Origin of the sequence: Mesonia ostreae, assembly GCF_031845265.1 — a bacterium.
Lineage (GTDB): Bacteria > Bacteroidota > Bacteroidia > Flavobacteriales > Flavobacteriaceae > Mesonia > Mesonia ostreae.
In genome coordinates, this window is the sequence record NZ_JAVRBG010000007.1 from 166110 (window position 1) to 181216 (window position 15107).

Here is a 15107-nt window from a genome sequence, read left to right on the forward strand (position 1 = left end):
AAGCGTTACGTTCGGGCAGGCCGCTTCGCTAAAAGACTATAGATTTTAGACTTAATTCATAAAATCTTGATAACTACATGAAATTATTTAAGTCTAGGCATTACTCTTATATTTTCATACGCAATATAATAGTAAGCTGTATTTTCTTTAAAAAGTTTGAAAATAGTATTGTACTTAAAGTAACAGAATTCGGTAAAATTTTTATCAGACACTTTTATGTTATGCTAAGAATTTTTTTTTAGACTTTAATCTTCTTCTTTCTCTTCACACGTTCCATTAACCGCACAAAATTGATGTTATCAAAAATTAAGCCTCCTATAATGAGGGCTAAACCTATTAATGTGGAAGTTAAAATTTCTTCCCCCACCGTAAAATAAATGACGATGAGCGATAGGAAGGGAACAAGGTAAATAAGCCTACTCACTTTTGCCGTATGCGAAGATTTCTTTAATGCCATAGACCAGATGATAAAGGTAACGCCCATTTCAAACAATCCTACATAAGCAGCACCCAAATAGTGTTGGGTAGAAAAGGCTGGAAAATCTGAGAATACGGCTAATGCAATGCTGATGTATACAATTCCGAAAAGGAAATTCAGAAATAATTTGCTGATTTCATCCCGCTTATCCTTAATGTTATAAATCCAAAATAAAGCCCAAATTACTGCGGAAGCAATGCCGAGTAAAGCTCCGTAAGGGTTACTAAAAGAGAAACCCAATATATCTCCTCCAGTAGAAATGGTGATGACACCCACAAAACTAATGAGAATCGCCATAAAATTCTGAAGGTTAATCTTCTGTTTTAAAATGGGAATAGACAGTAAAGTCATCATAATAGGCCAGGTATAATTTAAAGGCTGAGCTTCTTGCGCAGGCAATAAATCATAAGCTTTAAACAATACAATATAGTAAAGAAACGGATTTATGAGTCCGAATACTGCCGACCTCAAATAGGCTTTCGCCGGAAGTTTAAACACATTCTTCAGCTTCCCTTGAGCTACAATCACTATAAAAAGTACGACTAAGGAAACGGAAACCGATAAAAAAAGCAATTGTAAAAAATCGAGATGCTTTAAGCTTAACTTCATGGCAGAAGCTACCGTAGACCATAAAAGGACGGCAATACCAGCGTAGAGATAAGCTTTGTGTTGGTCTTTCATACCACTAAAAATTTATTGTAAATATTTTCTTCTAAACTGAATAACTAAAGCGCTGCTGCGGATAAGCATCCACACAAAAAAGGCAATCCATATGGCGTACAATTTTAATCCGAAATAATCTCCCAATAACAGCGTGGGCGTAAATCCTAAAAAAGTTGCTACCAATAAGACATTTCTAAGGTATTTGGCTTCGCCTAAGCCTTTAAAAATCCCATCAAACATAAAGGCAATTGCATTAATGGGTTGCATGAGTAAAACAATCCAAAAAACGGAGGAGAACAGTACCAACACACTTTCTTCTTTGTTAAAGATAAGTCCGATTTCTTCGTAAAAGAAACCACAAATTCCCATTAAAATCAGCGCGATAAACACAGCATATTTAGAAATATCTTTACTTAAATTCCATAATCTGGTATAGTCTTTTGCTCCTAGTAAACGGCCGCCAATTGCATTGCCTGCATTCGCATAACCATCAATAAAAAAGGAAAAGAAAAGCCAAATATTCATGAGAATACTTTGCGCAGCGATGTAATTTTTCCCGTAATCTGTTGCGTAGGCATTGGCTAAAAAGATGGCAAAATTAAGTGCCGCCGTTCTTACAAAAAGATTGGCTGCCATAAGTAAAAGCGGCTTCATTTGCGGATTAATCGTAAAGCTCAATTTTAAATGGTAAGGTGTTTTTTTAAAGAAATAATACAATGCCATGATGAGCATCGTCACTTGTGCGGCAAGACTGGCGTAAGCAGCTCCAGCGAGATGCATAGGTTCTATAAATCCTTCTACGCCATACACCAGCAGAAAATCTAAACCTACATTCACCACCGCTCCCGCCAAACTACATTTCATCGCCCAAAGCGTGTTTTGTAGCCCGCGGAAAATTCCGAAAATAGCAAAAGTGACTAAGGTAAGCGGGTAACCTAAGGCGCGGATCGTATAGTAATCTTGGGTGTATTGAAGAATGAGTCCGTCTGCATTATAGGCGCTAAAAATGGCTTCCGCAAAGAAAGCCGTTAAGCCGTAGATGATAAAACTCAGCAATAAATTAAAAAGAATGGCTTGCGGAATCAAGGTTTTAACCGCATGGAGTCTGTTGGCACCTAAATGCTGAGAGATAATTGCTGAAATCGCGGTTTTAGTCTGTGCGACAATCCAAATAATCGCCGAAAGAAAAGAGCCTACAATTCCCGCTGCCGCCAAGGCTTCAATAGAATGATGTTTTACATTTCCAATAACCGCGATATCGGTTAAAGAAATAAGAGGCTCGGCTATTCCTGCAATAATCGCAGGAATAGCAATTTTATTGATTTCTTTAAAAGATACTTTGGGAGTTGTGGCCAAACTAAATAAATTAAGCCACAAATTTCGGAAACCAAAACCAATAACCTAAGCTTTTACACTATTAATCCCACCTTACTTGGCTTCTTCTTTAATCACAAAAAAACCATCATTTCCTTGGGCTTGATATAGCGGCATAAAAATACGAGCGTCCCATTCGCTTCTTAGTTCATTTCCATTTTGAATGGCTAGCAAATCTCCTTTTTGAATCTCTTGAAAGTTTTCAAAACCAGGTTCCATTTTAAAATCATCTTTGTCTTTAATTCCGTGGCGGTATTCGATATCAAACACCTTTTGGGCTGGCGCATTTTTTTGCGTAAAATTTTCCACGCAAGTGGGATAACTAGAAATTTGAGTTAGATCTAATCCGCAGGCTTCCTTTAAACAAAGCCAAATCATACCTTCGTGGTTTTCTACAGAAGTTTTACTTTCGTGTTGGCCCGCTTCAAAAACAAAACCGGTGAGTCCCGTTCTGCTTAAATAATGATCAAAATCTCCTGTAATAATATCGCTAAAACCTCTTACAATATAAGTAGGAAAATGGCGTGACCAAGCATCGTTATCGTTTACTTCTTGTACAGAAAGGTATGGCGCACTATCTGAGGATGTGGTGTGACAATCCATAAAATACCGCTTGTTAAAATCACTTTCGGGATAATCTTTTAGCACCTCTACAATTTCATACATTTCTCTTTCTTCGTGACTATTGACTTCCCCATTTTGCATATTCTCTTTGGTCCACGTGCGGTTAAGATCTTCATCTATATAGCGTTGATTTTGATTGAGAGCTTTTAAGTTACCAGAAACGCCTATAAACGTACCTTTAATTTCAGGTTTTGTTTTCTCTAGTTCTCTAAAAACTTTTTGTAGCGCTATAACTCCGCTTGGCTCATTTCCATGAATCCCTGCGCTTACAAACAACAATGGCCCTTTTTTACCCGATGTATATTTTCCTATAATTCTAGAAACCTTCTCTTTCATATCTATTTATTTTTAATCCATAGTGGCCAAAATTCGATTTGAAAAATGTTGACCATACATTTCTTTATAACTTAATTTTCTTTCAATAGCATCGATGATTTCGTCGCCAAAATCTGGATAATCTATTTCACTAAAATAATCTAAACCACCTGGGCTAAGTACATTGATCTCAATGAGTTTGTCTTTTACCACATCCAAGCCTACAAAAAATAATCCATCCTGAATTAATTTGGGTGCGACTATTTCTATAATTTTCTCAAAATCTTTAGTGAGTTTTACCGCTTGTGCGGTAGCACCTTGATTAAAATTACTTCTAAATTCGCCTTCGCCCATTTTTCTTCTAATCATGGAATGTTTCCCATTGCGTTCGATAAGTCTTCCATTCATCAATAAAATTCTCACGTCTCCTTCACTCACATCGGGTAAAAATTCTTGTCCAATTACGTAACCTTGATTGAGCAAAGTTTCTATAATTTGATTAAGATTCTTCTCATTTTCATCGATGAGGTAAACATCTCTTCCTCCAGATCCTTCTAGAGGCTTAAGCACCATTTTTTTATTTTGCTTTTCGTAGAATTCTAAGATATCTTCCTTTTTTCGGGTGATGATAGAATCTGGTTTTATGCTTGAGGGAAGCTCTTCAAAATAAAGTTTATCAATGTAAGCATGGGATAGCGCATAGGCATCATTGAGCACCAAAACACCCTCTTGCTGCATCATTTTTCCAAAAGCGATTCCTGAGTGTTCTGCCCATTTGCGATCTACCTCTTCCGTAGGATTATTTCTAATAAAAAGTACATCTACATTTTTTGAGGACATCTTTTTCTTTTTAAGCTTAGCCTTTTTGATGTCTTCAATAAATTTTTTCGCCGATTTTGTTTTTATCGATGTGGGAACCTGAAGCACGTAAATACTTAGCGGTTCATTATGGGTGAAATTAAAATCTCCCACATCCATCATTAAAACGGTGTGGCCGCGTTGATGCGCCTTGTGCATTAATACTACAGAACTGTTGTAGTTTTCTTCGTGCACGTCATTTAATACGAAACATATTTTCATGGGTTGATCATTTGTGAAATGGGTAAACCATCTCTGATTAGTTGTAGTCTTTTCTTGGCACTTTCACTCGTTAAATAACTAGGGCTTAATTTTGGCGGATGTAAAACTTGTCTTTCGGTAAGTTCTTTTACAACCTCCAAATGCTTTAAACTAAATTTCCCTGCCAGTAGCGGTTCGTAAGCTCCTCCTTCTTGCAAATAATTTCGTAAAAGCACTAAACCTTTTAAATAAATAATATCTTTTATAAATCCGCCTCCTTGCATAATTCTAGAGGTAATGTTGAATGCATTTTCTGCGGAAAAGCCTTTTTCACTTGTAAGTAGTCTAAAAATAGACTGAAAATCGCCTCCATTCATTAAAGCTTTTCCTGCAACAACTCTTCCTGCCAACGTACGTAAGCGGTTGGCGGTAAGTCCTCCAATTAAATACTCGGCCATTACAGCAAGACCTTCTTGTAGCGTGTCATAATCTGCCAAGCCTACACTTAATTGCTGCAAAGGTTGCTTTCCCCCATTGTAATAGGTAAGTACGTGCGTGCCTACCTCGTGTTGAATTAAAGCTTGCGCCTCTCTTGCGCTCATTTCATAATCGCTAGGAATGTACAATTCACCCTGAGAGACCATCATAATGTTAACGTCATCTCTTAAATGAACTTTACTTGTAAACTGATCATCTTGACTTTTAAAATACTCAAATTCTTGATGCGCCAATTTCCGAAAATAACTAGCATCGCAATTGTGTTTGGTATGCGTTTTTTCGGTTTCTGAAATGTCTTGAAGAATTAACTCTGCTTGTTCACAAATTTCATTGTCAATTCCTTTATAAAGTCTTATGCTGCTGTAAAAGAAATTTTTGCTCCCTCTTTCGTTGAGCATGGTGATTTGTTGATCTAGCTCTTCCCTTTTTTCGTGGAAAATATAAGACATCGCAGGATCGTTAATGTCTTCAATTCTTAAATCGTAAAGCTTTCGTTTTAAAATATCGGGGTCTATGGGAAGCAAACGATAATGGTAATCTAGTACTTTCTCATAGTTACTCTCAAAAAAAGTTTGTTTTATGTTTTGAATATTTACTGGAGAGACCAACCAAAGAAATTGAAAAGATTTTTCAATTTCTGCCAGCTCTTTATCAATTTCGAATACTTTATGTTTTAGACTTTTGCGTCCTAAAGCATAATAACTTTTAATAGGATCTGTGGTTTGTACCCGTATAAAATCAAATACAGCTTTTTGAACGGCATTGACCAAGAAATCTCTAAATTTTCTAAAAAATAAAGGATACAAATGATATTCGTGATCCCTAAATATTGGCGGAATTTCTAGTCCAACCCATAAGCTTCCGGTGTCTTTAGCATCTTTAATTGAAATAAGAGGAAGATCTCCTTCCGCTTGACGGTTTTCTTCATTTTTTATTTCTGCTGAAAGCGTAATTTCTTCAGATAAAGTAGAAGATTTAAGAAGTTCTTTCTTTAAAAGTTCTAAGGTAGTAGAGATTTTTTTGGAAGGTCCTTTAATATAAAAGGTTCTACTTTCTATAGGACCCAAATACATCTCAAAAAACATATAAGAACCAAATTTACTAGACAGCTGGTGCGAAAGTGCTTTTAAGAGTCGTTGATAGCCTTCAAAATCTTCGTTTCCAATAACGAGATAAGCTCCGCCGCTATTGATCATTTTTTTGATCCCAGTGTCTTCGTTCTTTTGACGATAAATAACAAGATAGGGAAGGTTGTCTTCAATATGCATCCATCCATTTCCTGGTAATTCACAATTCACATTAGAAGAACCTTCAAGCTTTGTTAAAATCTTTTGTATGGATTCTTCTGAAAAACTCGAAATTTGAAGCATTCGTAAGCGTATTTTATTTCAATTAATTAGTTAGATAAAAAATAATTCACAGTGATAGGAATCATTTTCTTCTGTTAAATTAGAAATAAAACGGCGGTATATGACCAAGTAAAATCAACTTTGGCTTTAATTTAAGAGGAAGCCAAAGCTTCTTAAGCTTTTTTTTAGAATTGCTAACGAATATAGTTGCCCTATTTATTCAAAAAGTGCTTTTAGTTCGGTAGCTTCTTTGGGATCCATTTTACCTGCCAAGACTAAACTGAGTTGTTTTCTGCGCAAAGCAGCTTCAAAGCGCTTTTTCTCGAATTCGGTTTCGGGTTCTAAGGGAGGAACGGCAATAGGAAAACCACCATCATCTACCGCCACAAAGGTGTATATTGCATCATTTGCTTTAGAGCGAATTCCGCTTTCGCGATCTTCAATCCATACATCTAAAATCACTTCCATAGAGGTCTTAAAAGCGCGAGAGATATTGGCTTCTACGGTAACTACACTTCCTAAAGGGATGGTTTTTTTAAAAGCCACATGATTTACAGAAGCAGTAACCACAATTCGTCTACTATGTCTTCTAGCAGCAATACTGGCCGCTCTATCCATTCTAGCAAGAAGATCTCCTCCAAAAAGGTTGTTTAAGGGATTGGTTTCACTAGGTAAAACTAAATCGGTTACTATGGTTTTTGAATCTTTAGGGTGTTTTGCCTCCATCTAATTTTTTTGCAAAGATAGGGTTCTGAATGTTAAGAAGAGATTAAAGTTCTTTCACCAAAAGCCAAGCGCCAGAATTGTGCGTACGTTTTACTTCTCGAAGTTTGTTTAAGGCTTCTCGTCTGGTTTCAAAACTTCCATAAACCACTTGATGCAGGCCGTATTTGTTAGCGCCAATTTCTCGTGGAGAGAAACCTTCCTCTTTTAGCTGAATTACTTTTTTGAGCGCATTTTCTTTTTCTCTAAATGCTCCCGCTACAATGTGGTAATTTCCTACTTCTGTTTTTACTTTAAATACAATTTCGGGCAACGGGTTCTGAATTACGAAAGTAGCCTCTTGTATGTGTTGCTCTACTTGCTTATTTGCTTTTTGTTGCTCTACCAAGTTATGTTCTTCTACATTTTGGCCGTACCAATTGGCACCGATTAAACCAGCGACACCCAAGGCGATTATTCCTACTGCAGCGTATTTTACAAACGCGTATTTAGAGGTACTCCGCTGAACAATAGCTTCTTGTAAAGAAATTTCTTTGATAGGAGTTTCTATACTTTCTTCTTGTATTATCGATTTCTCTACAAGTTTTTCCTTTACGGAATTGGCCGCGGTAGCTTGTAAACCAAAAGAATCTAATAAGAAATTTTCACGGTCATTTACAAGAAATAAGATTTTATCTTCTCTTTGATAAAAAGTACCAATTTCATTTAAAGTGATTTCTTTTTGTTTGGCTAGAGATTCTGAAAGCTGTTCTACAAATACATTGATTTTATCTACGGCTTTTTGATAACTAATGTCTTCCGCTTTAGCGATATAATTAGCTAAAATTCCGTCGTTTTCAATGAGTTGTCTGTTGAAAGAGATGCGCTTAGAAGGCGCTACAAATTGCTGATTTTCATGATCTAAATATGCCGATTTCCTTTGAGTTAAAAAACCCCCAAATCCAGGTATCACCACACATTCGTAGCGGTATAATAAATCTTTTATGTAGTGCTCCATTCTCATTATAACAAAAGTAAGTGTTTTTTTCAAGAAGAAAAATTAGATGTCAAAAGTTTATTAACAAATGTTTTTACGTAATTTTAGAGAGACACCTATAAGACTATGAGTGAACAAGAATTGATTTATTTACTAGCGTTGCAGAAAGTACCGAACATCGGAGATATTTCTGCTAAAAAATTACTGCGGAAATTGGGTTCTGCCGAAGCAATTTTTAAAACCCCCAAAAAGCAGCTTGAGCTTATTGAAGGTTTTGGTTCGCTAAAAATTAAAAGTTTACACGAAGCTTCTCTTTTGGAAGAGGCAGAAGAAGAGCTTCGGTTTATTAAAGAGGAAGCGGTTGAGGTTTCTTATTTTGAAGACAAAAATTATCCTAGCTATTTAAAACATTGTATTGATGCGCCTATTTTATTATTTCAGAAGGGGAACATAGATTTAAAACACAAGAAGATCATTAGTATTGTTGGAACTCGAAAAGTAACCAATCACGGAATTGCTTTTTGTGAACAACTCATTGAGGAATTGGCGCCATTAAATCCTGTGATTGTTTCGGGTTTTGCATACGGAGTCGATATTTGTGCTCATAAAGCAGCTATGGCCAATAACTTGCAAACCATAGCTTGTTTGGCACACGGCCTAGATCAAATCTATCCTAAAGTACATGCCAAATATGAAGCTGAGGTCATGAATCACGGCGGATTTATGACTGATTTTTGGAGCGGTTCCCACTTTGATAGAAAAAATTTTTTAAAAAGAAACCGCATCATCGCCGGAATGAGTGAAGCGACGATTGTGATAGAAAGCGCCGAAAAAGGAGGTTCGCTCGTCACGGCAGATATTGCCAATTCTTACGACAGGGAAGTGTTTGCGGTTCCCGGTAGAGTTACCGATCAATTAAGTAGAGGTTGCAATAACCTCATAAAAACTCAGCAAGCCCGACTTTTAAGCAGTGTCGCCGATTTGGTATATGTACTTAATTGGGATATTGAAAATAAAGAAAAGCAGCAAGCTCAACTTTTTGTAGATCTCTCCCCACAAGAAGAATTGGTGTTGGAGAATTTGCAAAAATCTGGTAAAGCAGAAATGGATGAAATTGCCATAAGCTGTAATATGCCTACGTTTAAACTGAATCCTATTTTATTGAGTTTAGAACTTAAAGGAGTGGTAAGACCCTTGCCTGGAAAACAATTTGAGGTAATTTAGAAGTTTTATTTCGGAATATATATATATATATATATTGCAGCTTTAACAGAAATAAAACATAATGAAAAAATTAATTTACTGTTTAGTTGTACTTATAGCTCTAGGGGGATGCTCTAATGATGATGATAACAATTCAGTTATTATGGCTCAAGAGGCAATTCTTGGGAAATGGAGTTTGCTTTCTAGAGAACCTGATGGAATAGAAGCTTGTGAATTTGCAACAAAAGTCACATTCTTTGAAAATAACCAGTATGATTACTATTTCTCTTACGGAGATGATTTTTCAGATTGCGAAGTTTTTGAAATTAACGGTGTTTGGGAGTATATAGATCAAAATGAATTTAAACTTAATTTTAATGATCAAACTAGAGAGGTTGTAATAGAGTTTTACGATGATTATAAAAGATTTAAACTCTATTCATTAGATGACCCTGATACTATTGAAGTTTATGTGAAAGTTTAGATTAAAGGGTAGTTTTAAATTTAAAAATTACCCTTTAATCTATCTATACTTGCTAAGTATTAGAGTTAGCTAATAGGTAGTATGTTGTAGAATATTATTATTAAAAACTTTAAAAAGCAATAAATGAAATTTTATTTACTAATATTCTTAAGCGTCATAACTGTATTTGGGATAAATGCACAAGAAGAGCAGCAAGAATTTACAGAGAATGTATTACGTATAAACTTTTTAAGTCCAGGAGTAGAATACGAATATGCGGTATCAAATACCTCTACGCTTTCTGCAGGTTTAGGTGTAGCTTACGGAGGATCTTATCCAGATTTATCTGGAAATGGTTCTGGTTTTAGGTATTTGTTTACGCCCTTTTTAGATCTACAATACAAGTTTTTCTATAATTTTGAAAAACGCTTAGCCAAGAATAAAAAAACGGCTAACAATTCGGGTAATTTTATTTCAGGAAGAATTTATACCAGAGGAGAAACTATAGAAGGTAATTTTGATAGAACTTCCAATTATGATTTTGCTGTGGGGCCTACTTGGGGAATTCAGCGTTCTTACGGAAAGTTTCATTTGCTTTTTGATGTGGGTACCATTTACTATTTTGACACCAAGGGAAATGGGAATTGGTTTCCCATTATGATTCAGCTTAATTTAGGATTTAACTTGTAGTTTTTATTTTGTAAAAATAAGAAAGCCGCTTCAATTTTACTGAAGCGGCTTTCTATCTAATTTCTATCTTCTAAAAGCGAAGCGGTCTAACCTCTATTTACTAGTATCCCAATTTTGTTCTCACTCTATTCAACACTTCATTAGCAGTTTGTTGTGCTTTTTGAGCTCCAGTTTCTAAAGCGGCATCTATTTCATGCAGGTTATTCATATAATAAGTATACTTTTCTCTTTGTACGGCATATTTTTCAACAAGGACATCAAATAAAGCCTGCTTGGCGTGACCGTAACCATAATTTCCGCCTTCATAATTAGCTCGCATTTCTTTAATTTCTTCCGCGGAAGCGACTACTTTATATAAATTAAACACGTTACAGGTGTCGGGGTTTTTAGGTTCCTCAAGAGGAGTACTATCGGTTTCTATGCTCATCACCTGCTTGCGCAGTTTCTTATCGGTTTCAAAAAGGTTGAGGTAATTCCCTCTAGACTTACTCATTTTTCCGCCGTCTGTTCCCGGAATATACTTGGTGTTTTCTTGAATCTTACCTTCAGGCAAAACAAAAGTTTCTCCCATTTGCGCATGAAAACGTGTGGCCACATCGCGCGTCATTTCTATATGTTGCATTTGGTCTTTCCCTACAGGAACCAGCTCTGCATCGTATAATAAAATATCTGCTGCCATCAACATTGGGTAACTAAATAAGCCAGCATTAACATCGTCTAATCGATCTGCTTTATCTTTAAAAGAATGTGCTAACGTAAGACGTTGGTACGGAAAAAAGCAGCTTAAATACCAGGTCAATTCTGTGGTTTGCGGCACATCGCTTTGTCTGTAAAATACGGTATTGTGAATGTCTAGACCAAAGGCAAGCCAAGTTGCCGCCACCGAGTAGGTGTTGTGTTTAAGCGTTTTTGCATCTTTAATTTGAGTTAAGGTGTGCATATTTGCAATAAACAAATACGATTCATTTTTAGAATCGTTTGCCATTTCTATGGCTGGGATAATAGCACCCAAAAGGTTTCCTAAATGAGGTGTACCTGTACTTTGTACGCCCGTTAGTATTCTAGACATAATATTTTTTTTGTAAAGGTACTTTATTTATAGAGTTTGCTGAATACATTTTTATATTTTTGAGAAATGAGGATTTTAAAAAATGCAGTGACTTTGCTTTGGCGAATCTGGTTTTATGTACTTATGGGAATTCCCATTATAGTGCTATTTCCACTTTTGCTATTGTTTACCTCGAAAGAGAAATTTTATACTCAGTTCTTTGTGGTGGCTAGGTTTTGGGCTAGAATCATTATCTACGGAATGGGATTTAGACCTAGTGTAGAAAGAGCAGAAAGGCTTCAAAAAGGTCATAGTTATATGTTTGTCGCCAACCATACCTCTATGATGGATATTATGATGATGTTGCACGCGGTAAAAAATCCGTTTGTGTTTGTAGGAAAAAAAGAGCTGACTAAAATTCCTTTATTCGGATTTTTCTACAAACGCACCTGCATCTTGGTAGACCGTAAGAGTATGCATAGCCGAAAAGAGGTGTTTAACCAAGCTCAACGCAGGTTAAGCCAAGGAGTGAGCATTTGTATTTTTCCTGAAGGAGGCGTCTCCGATGATGAAAACTTGCTTTTAGACTCTTTTAAAGACGGCGCTTTTCGATTGGCAATAGAACATCAAACTCCCATTGTTCCCCTGGTATTTTATGATAATAAAAAGCGGTTTTCGTATAGGTTCTTTAGCGGAAGTCCGGGTAAGATGAGAGCGAAAATTCTTCCTTTTTTCTCACCTCAAGGCTATACGCAAGAAAATAAAGCAAAATTAAAACAAGAGGTTAGAGAAGCCATTTTAACCGAATTGGAAGCTAAACCCATTTTATGAGATTCTGAAATAAACCCGCCTGAAGGGTACGGGCAGGTTCAGAAAGACAGTTTAATTTTTTAGACAATCTCTTTCGCATCATTACTTCAATGAGAAGAAGCTTTACTAAAACTTAAAGTTTACTCCTGTGTATACCCCAAAATAGTAAGGTTTAAAACCATTGGTATTGCCTGTAAACGTATTGATTTGATATTTAAAGGTAGGCTCTACATTAAAATCTAATTTTTTTGAAATTTCATAACCAAAGCCTACTCCTAAGTTGGTACTAAAACTTAGTTTATTAAGATTATTTGCTTCTCCAAGATTAGTCACTCCTTCTGCAGAAGATACCGCCACTTCGTTTTCATTTAAGATAAGACTGCTGGCACCTCCAACAATATGAATTCCAAAACGCGTGTCTAAAAGCGCATATTCAATTTCTATAGGTACTTCTATAAAGCCAATTTGCTGCTTTAAAGCGCCAGAAGTGTAAGGGTTTATGTCTGGTCTCAAAGAACTAGATGGAATGTTTTGAGCAGGACGAGAAACCACTTGAATGTTTCTAGTTCTCGCGTTGGCATCTACTCCCGAAAGTCCTATGGGTTTTACAGAGGAGGTAAAAGCCACATCATTGGTGCTATAATTAAGCTGTACTTTACTTACTCCCGTACGTACTTTTAATTTTTTTGATACGGAGTAGGCAAAATTTACACCGTAGGCCATACTCACTTCTCCAGAAGCATCGTTATTAGAAAACTGAGAATCTATAGGACTTCCTGAATTACCTAAATTTCCATAATATACAGGAGAAACATTAGGTCTAATATTCCAACGATTAAAAGTTTCACTTTCAATGTTTTCTTTATCCTCTAGATTTTCTTCCTTTAATTCTCTTTCGCGTTGTGCCAAAGCATTTTCTTCTTCTAAGATTTCTTTGCTGAAAATGCTATCCTGATTAACTTTTGTAACGACGATTTCTTTAACGTCTTGTGATTTTTTTCCTTCTCCTGTTACAGCAATCTCTTCATCTAAAATTTCTCTTTTGAGATTTTTAGCATTATTCATAAGGCTTTTGTCAGCGATTTCATTTAAGTCTTTTTTAGATTTTGAATCTTCGCTAAGAGCGATTTCATTTTTGGAGTATGAAGCAATTTCAGTTCCAACTTTTTTCTCTTTTGTTTGCGCTTCCGCGGAAGCGATATTTTCTTGGTTTGCTGTTACACCCGACTTTTCTTTATCTGAAGAAGAATTGGACAGCTCTATTTTTTTCTTCTTCCCTGTTTCTGAATCAACGTTTTGATTTGTAAAGTTTGAATCTTTAGAATTAGAAGCGTTTTCTACAAGTCGTTGATTTTCTGGTTCTTTTCTTGCTTTCGTGTTCTCATTTTCTCTTGGAGAGACGGTTTCAGTAGAAACGAAATTCTCTTTCGCTTTTTCTTCCGAAGAATTTATAATGGTATTGTTGGCGTCATTTTCTAAAACTTCGTTGTTTTCAGGAGAAGCATTTACTACCTCTGATTCTTTATTTTGCCAAACAGAATTTGCTAAAAAGATAAGCAATGTAATAGCTGCAGCAACTCCCGCAACTTTATACCATAAAATAGGAATAAACCTCCTCTTTTTATCTTTCCTTAATTCTTGTTCAATATTTTTCCATACACGCTTATGCGGAGAAGCCTCGAAATCTTTGAACTTCTCTTGAAATAAACGATCTATATTTTTCTTATCACTCATCTTTTAAATAGACTGTACGTTATTTTTTTTTTGACTTTCTTCCACTTTATGTTTTAAAATAGCTCTTGCGCGTGCAAGATTCGATTTTGAGGTGCCTGCAGAAATACTCATGGTTTCTGCAATCTCTTTATGAGAATAACCGTCTAAGGCATACAGGTTAAAAACCATGCGGTAGCGATCTGGCAACTCTTGTATAATTTGAAGTAAAAACTTGAGTGGAATACTCTGTTCGTCAAGTTCAACTTCGGGTTGTTCTATACTTTCTTCATTTACAATTTCAAAAACATGCTGTTTGCGATAACGCTGTAAAGCTGTATTGATCACAATTCTCTTCATCCATCCTTCAAAAGAGCCTTTAAAACGGAACTGCTCCATTTTTTGGAAAATTGTGATAAATGCGTCTTGTAAATTGTCTTCCGCCTCAGCGTAATTTCTAGAGTATTTTAGAGAAACGGCAAAAAGCTTATGAGAGAAAAGATGGTATAACTTTTCCTGTGACATTAAATCTTGCTTTCTGCAATCTTTTATAAGCTTCTCAATACTCATAAATCTTTATAGCTGTATCATTACTTCTTTGGTTAAATATACTTCATTTCCTTCTTCATCTATTCCTTCGTAGATTTTAAAAATATAATAATCTTCTCGCTCTACTAAAAATTCAAAATTCTCACTTGCGGTCACATTGTCTAAATTTTCACAATTAGAACCGTTTTGCACCACAGTATTTAGAATACTTAATGTAATTTCTTGCTCGTTTTCGATAACATTAAAACCAGCAAATGCATGGCAAGTGGAAGGACGCAGATAATCTAAGGTAATAATTGAATTTTCGCCATAGGTTAGTGTGTCTGGGATATTTGCCATACTTATAGGCATCAATTCATACGTAAAATCAACATCGTCAATATCATCGCTGCTACAACTTGCGAGCGTCACAAGAAGTATAATAAATAGGGTAAAATTTTTCATAAGATAATCTGCTCTTTATAAAATACAGAACAAGGGTTTCTCTATAGATGTTTAATTATCAGATTGGTTGCGTAACAAACGAAAAAATCTCGCCAAGAGCGAGATTTTTTTAATTGTAAGAATAAGATTCT

The 15107-nt window shown here is 35.7% G+C and carries 15 protein-coding genes; 4 read left to right on the plus strand and 11 right to left on the minus strand.

Going from position 1 to position 15107, the window contains the following annotated elements:
• Positions 1-238: 238 nt before the first annotated feature.
• The 7 genes from RLT85_RS08905 to RLT85_RS08935 form a co-directional block, all read right to left on the minus strand.
• A complete protein-coding gene (locus tag RLT85_RS08905) occupies positions 239-1159 on the minus strand; it encodes a DMT family transporter (RefSeq protein ID WP_311401680.1) in 921 nt (306 codons plus the stop codon).
• Positions 1160-1171: 12 nt separating this feature from the next.
• Positions 1172-2497 carry an MATE family efflux transporter gene (locus RLT85_RS08910; RefSeq protein WP_311401681.1) on the minus strand — a complete coding sequence of 442 codons (1326 nt, stop codon included), beginning with the start codon at positions 2495-2497 and terminating at the stop codon, positions 1172-1174.
• Positions 2498-2569: 72 nt separating this feature from the next.
• Complete coding sequence (locus RLT85_RS08915) at positions 2570-3475, minus strand: succinylglutamate desuccinylase/aspartoacylase domain-containing protein (protein ID WP_311401682.1); 906 nt, start codon at positions 3473-3475, stop codon at positions 2570-2572.
• Between the two features lie 12 nt (positions 3476-3487).
• Positions 3488-4534: a glutathione synthetase gene (locus tag RLT85_RS08920; RefSeq protein WP_311401683.1), complete on the minus strand. Its 1047-nt coding sequence runs from the start codon at positions 4532-4534 to the stop codon at positions 3488-3490.
• A complete protein-coding gene (locus RLT85_RS08925; protein WP_311401684.1) occupies positions 4531-6381 on the minus strand; it encodes a peptidase MATCAP family protein in 1851 nt (616 codons plus the stop codon). The genes RLT85_RS08920 and RLT85_RS08925 overlap by 4 nt, the downstream gene beginning before the upstream one ends.
• 195 nt (positions 6382-6576) lie before the next feature.
• Positions 6577-7086, minus strand: coding sequence for an acyl-CoA thioesterase (locus tag RLT85_RS08930; protein WP_311401685.1), 510 nt, complete (start codon positions 7084-7086; stop codon positions 6577-6579).
• A gap of 43 nt (positions 7087-7129) precedes the next feature.
• Positions 7130-8080 (minus strand): HU domain-containing protein, encoded by a 951-nt coding sequence (locus RLT85_RS08935; RefSeq protein ID WP_311401686.1) that lies wholly within the window; start codon positions 8078-8080, stop codon positions 7130-7132.
• A gap of 105 nt (positions 8081-8185) precedes the next feature.
• Here RLT85_RS08935 and dprA point away from each other — a divergent pair, with 105 nt between their 5' ends.
• The 3 genes from dprA (at position 8186) to RLT85_RS08950 (ending at position 10415) form a co-directional block, all read left to right on the plus strand.
• Positions 8186-9283, plus strand: a complete 1098-nt coding sequence (dprA, locus tag RLT85_RS08940; RefSeq protein WP_311401687.1) for a DNA-processing protein DprA — start codon at positions 8186-8188, stop codon at positions 9281-9283.
• Positions 9284-9344: 61 nt separating this feature from the next.
• Complete coding sequence (locus RLT85_RS08945; protein WP_311401688.1) at positions 9345-9746, plus strand: hypothetical protein; 402 nt, start codon at positions 9345-9347, stop codon at positions 9744-9746.
• A 123-nt stretch (positions 9747-9869) separates the two neighbouring features.
• Positions 9870-10415: a hypothetical protein gene (locus tag RLT85_RS08950; protein WP_311401689.1), complete on the plus strand. Its 546-nt coding sequence runs from the start codon at positions 9870-9872 to the stop codon at positions 10413-10415.
• Positions 10416-10515: 100 nt separating this feature from the next.
• Here the strand turns inward: RLT85_RS08950 and trpS are convergent, their stop codons facing one another.
• Positions 10516-11484: a tryptophan--tRNA ligase gene (gene trpS, locus RLT85_RS08955; protein ID WP_311401690.1), complete on the minus strand. Its 969-nt coding sequence runs from the start codon at positions 11482-11484 to the stop codon at positions 10516-10518.
• A 66-nt stretch (positions 11485-11550) separates the two neighbouring features.
• On the opposite strand from trpS, the gene RLT85_RS08960 reads away from it, so the two are divergent.
• Complete coding sequence (locus RLT85_RS08960; RefSeq protein ID WP_311401691.1) at positions 11551-12294, plus strand: lysophospholipid acyltransferase family protein; 744 nt, start codon at positions 11551-11553, stop codon at positions 12292-12294.
• A 105-nt stretch (positions 12295-12399) separates the two neighbouring features.
• On the opposite strand, the gene RLT85_RS08965 is transcribed toward RLT85_RS08960, so the two are convergent.
• Genes RLT85_RS08965 through RLT85_RS08975 form a run of 3 tightly spaced genes read right to left on the minus strand, consistent with a single transcriptional unit; the run spans position 12400 to position 14976 of the window.
• The gene (locus tag RLT85_RS08965; protein WP_311401692.1) at positions 12400-14007 is read right to left on the minus strand and encodes an outer membrane beta-barrel protein; all 1608 of its coding nucleotides are present in this window, start codon (positions 14005-14007) and stop codon (positions 12400-12402) included.
• 3 nt (positions 14008-14010) lie between these two features.
• The gene (locus RLT85_RS08970; protein ID WP_311401693.1) at positions 14011-14553 is read right to left on the minus strand and encodes an RNA polymerase sigma factor; all 543 of its coding nucleotides are present in this window, start codon (positions 14551-14553) and stop codon (positions 14011-14013) included.
• 6 nt (positions 14554-14559) lie between these two features.
• On the minus strand, positions 14560-14976 hold the full coding sequence (locus RLT85_RS08975; RefSeq protein ID WP_311401694.1) for a hypothetical protein: 417 nt from the start codon (positions 14974-14976) through the stop codon (positions 14560-14562).
• Between the last annotated feature and the right edge of the window lie 131 nt (positions 14977-15107).

What these genes read in the sequence shown, in the direction of transcription:
- RLT85_RS08905 (WP_311401680.1), bottom strand. Translation starts at nt 1,159, where the DNA reads ATGAAAGACCAACACAAAGCTTATCTCTACGCTGGTATTGCCGTCCTT.
- RLT85_RS08915 (WP_311401682.1), bottom strand. Translation starts at nt 3,475, where the DNA reads ATGAAAGAGAAGGTTTCTAGAATTATAGGAAAATATACATCGGGTAAA.
- RLT85_RS08920 (WP_311401683.1), bottom strand. Translation starts at nt 4,534, where the DNA reads ATGAAAATATGTTTCGTATTAAATGACGTGCACGAAGAAAACTACAAC.
- RLT85_RS08925 (WP_311401684.1), bottom strand. Translation starts at nt 6,381, where the DNA reads ATGCTTCAAATTTCGAGTTTTTCAGAAGAATCCATACAAAAGATTTTA.
- RLT85_RS08930 (WP_311401685.1), bottom strand. Translation starts at nt 7,086, where the DNA reads ATGGAGGCAAAACACCCTAAAGATTCAAAAACCATAGTAACCGATTTA.
- RLT85_RS08935 (WP_311401686.1), bottom strand. Translation starts at nt 8,080, where the DNA reads ATGGAGCACTACATAAAAGATTTATTATACCGCTACGAATGTGTGGTG.
- dprA (WP_311401687.1), top strand. Translation starts at nt 8,186, where the DNA reads ATGAGTGAACAAGAATTGATTTATTTACTAGCGTTGCAGAAAGTACCG.
- RLT85_RS08945 (WP_311401688.1), top strand. Translation starts at nt 9,345, where the DNA reads ATGAAAAAATTAATTTACTGTTTAGTTGTACTTATAGCTCTAGGGGGA.
- RLT85_RS08950 (WP_311401689.1), top strand. Translation starts at nt 9,870, where the DNA reads ATGAAATTTTATTTACTAATATTCTTAAGCGTCATAACTGTATTTGGG.
- trpS (WP_311401690.1), bottom strand. Translation starts at nt 11,484, where the DNA reads ATGTCTAGAATACTAACGGGCGTACAAAGTACAGGTACACCTCATTTA.
- RLT85_RS08960 (WP_311401691.1), top strand. Translation starts at nt 11,551, where the DNA reads ATGAGGATTTTAAAAAATGCAGTGACTTTGCTTTGGCGAATCTGGTTT.
- RLT85_RS08965 (WP_311401692.1), bottom strand. Translation starts at nt 14,007, where the DNA reads ATGAGTGATAAGAAAAATATAGATCGTTTATTTCAAGAGAAGTTCAAA.
- RLT85_RS08970 (WP_311401693.1), bottom strand. Translation starts at nt 14,553, where the DNA reads ATGAGTATTGAGAAGCTTATAAAAGATTGCAGAAAGCAAGATTTAATG.
- RLT85_RS08975 (WP_311401694.1), bottom strand. Translation starts at nt 14,976, where the DNA reads ATGAAAAATTTTACCCTATTTATTATACTTCTTGTGACGCTCGCAAGT.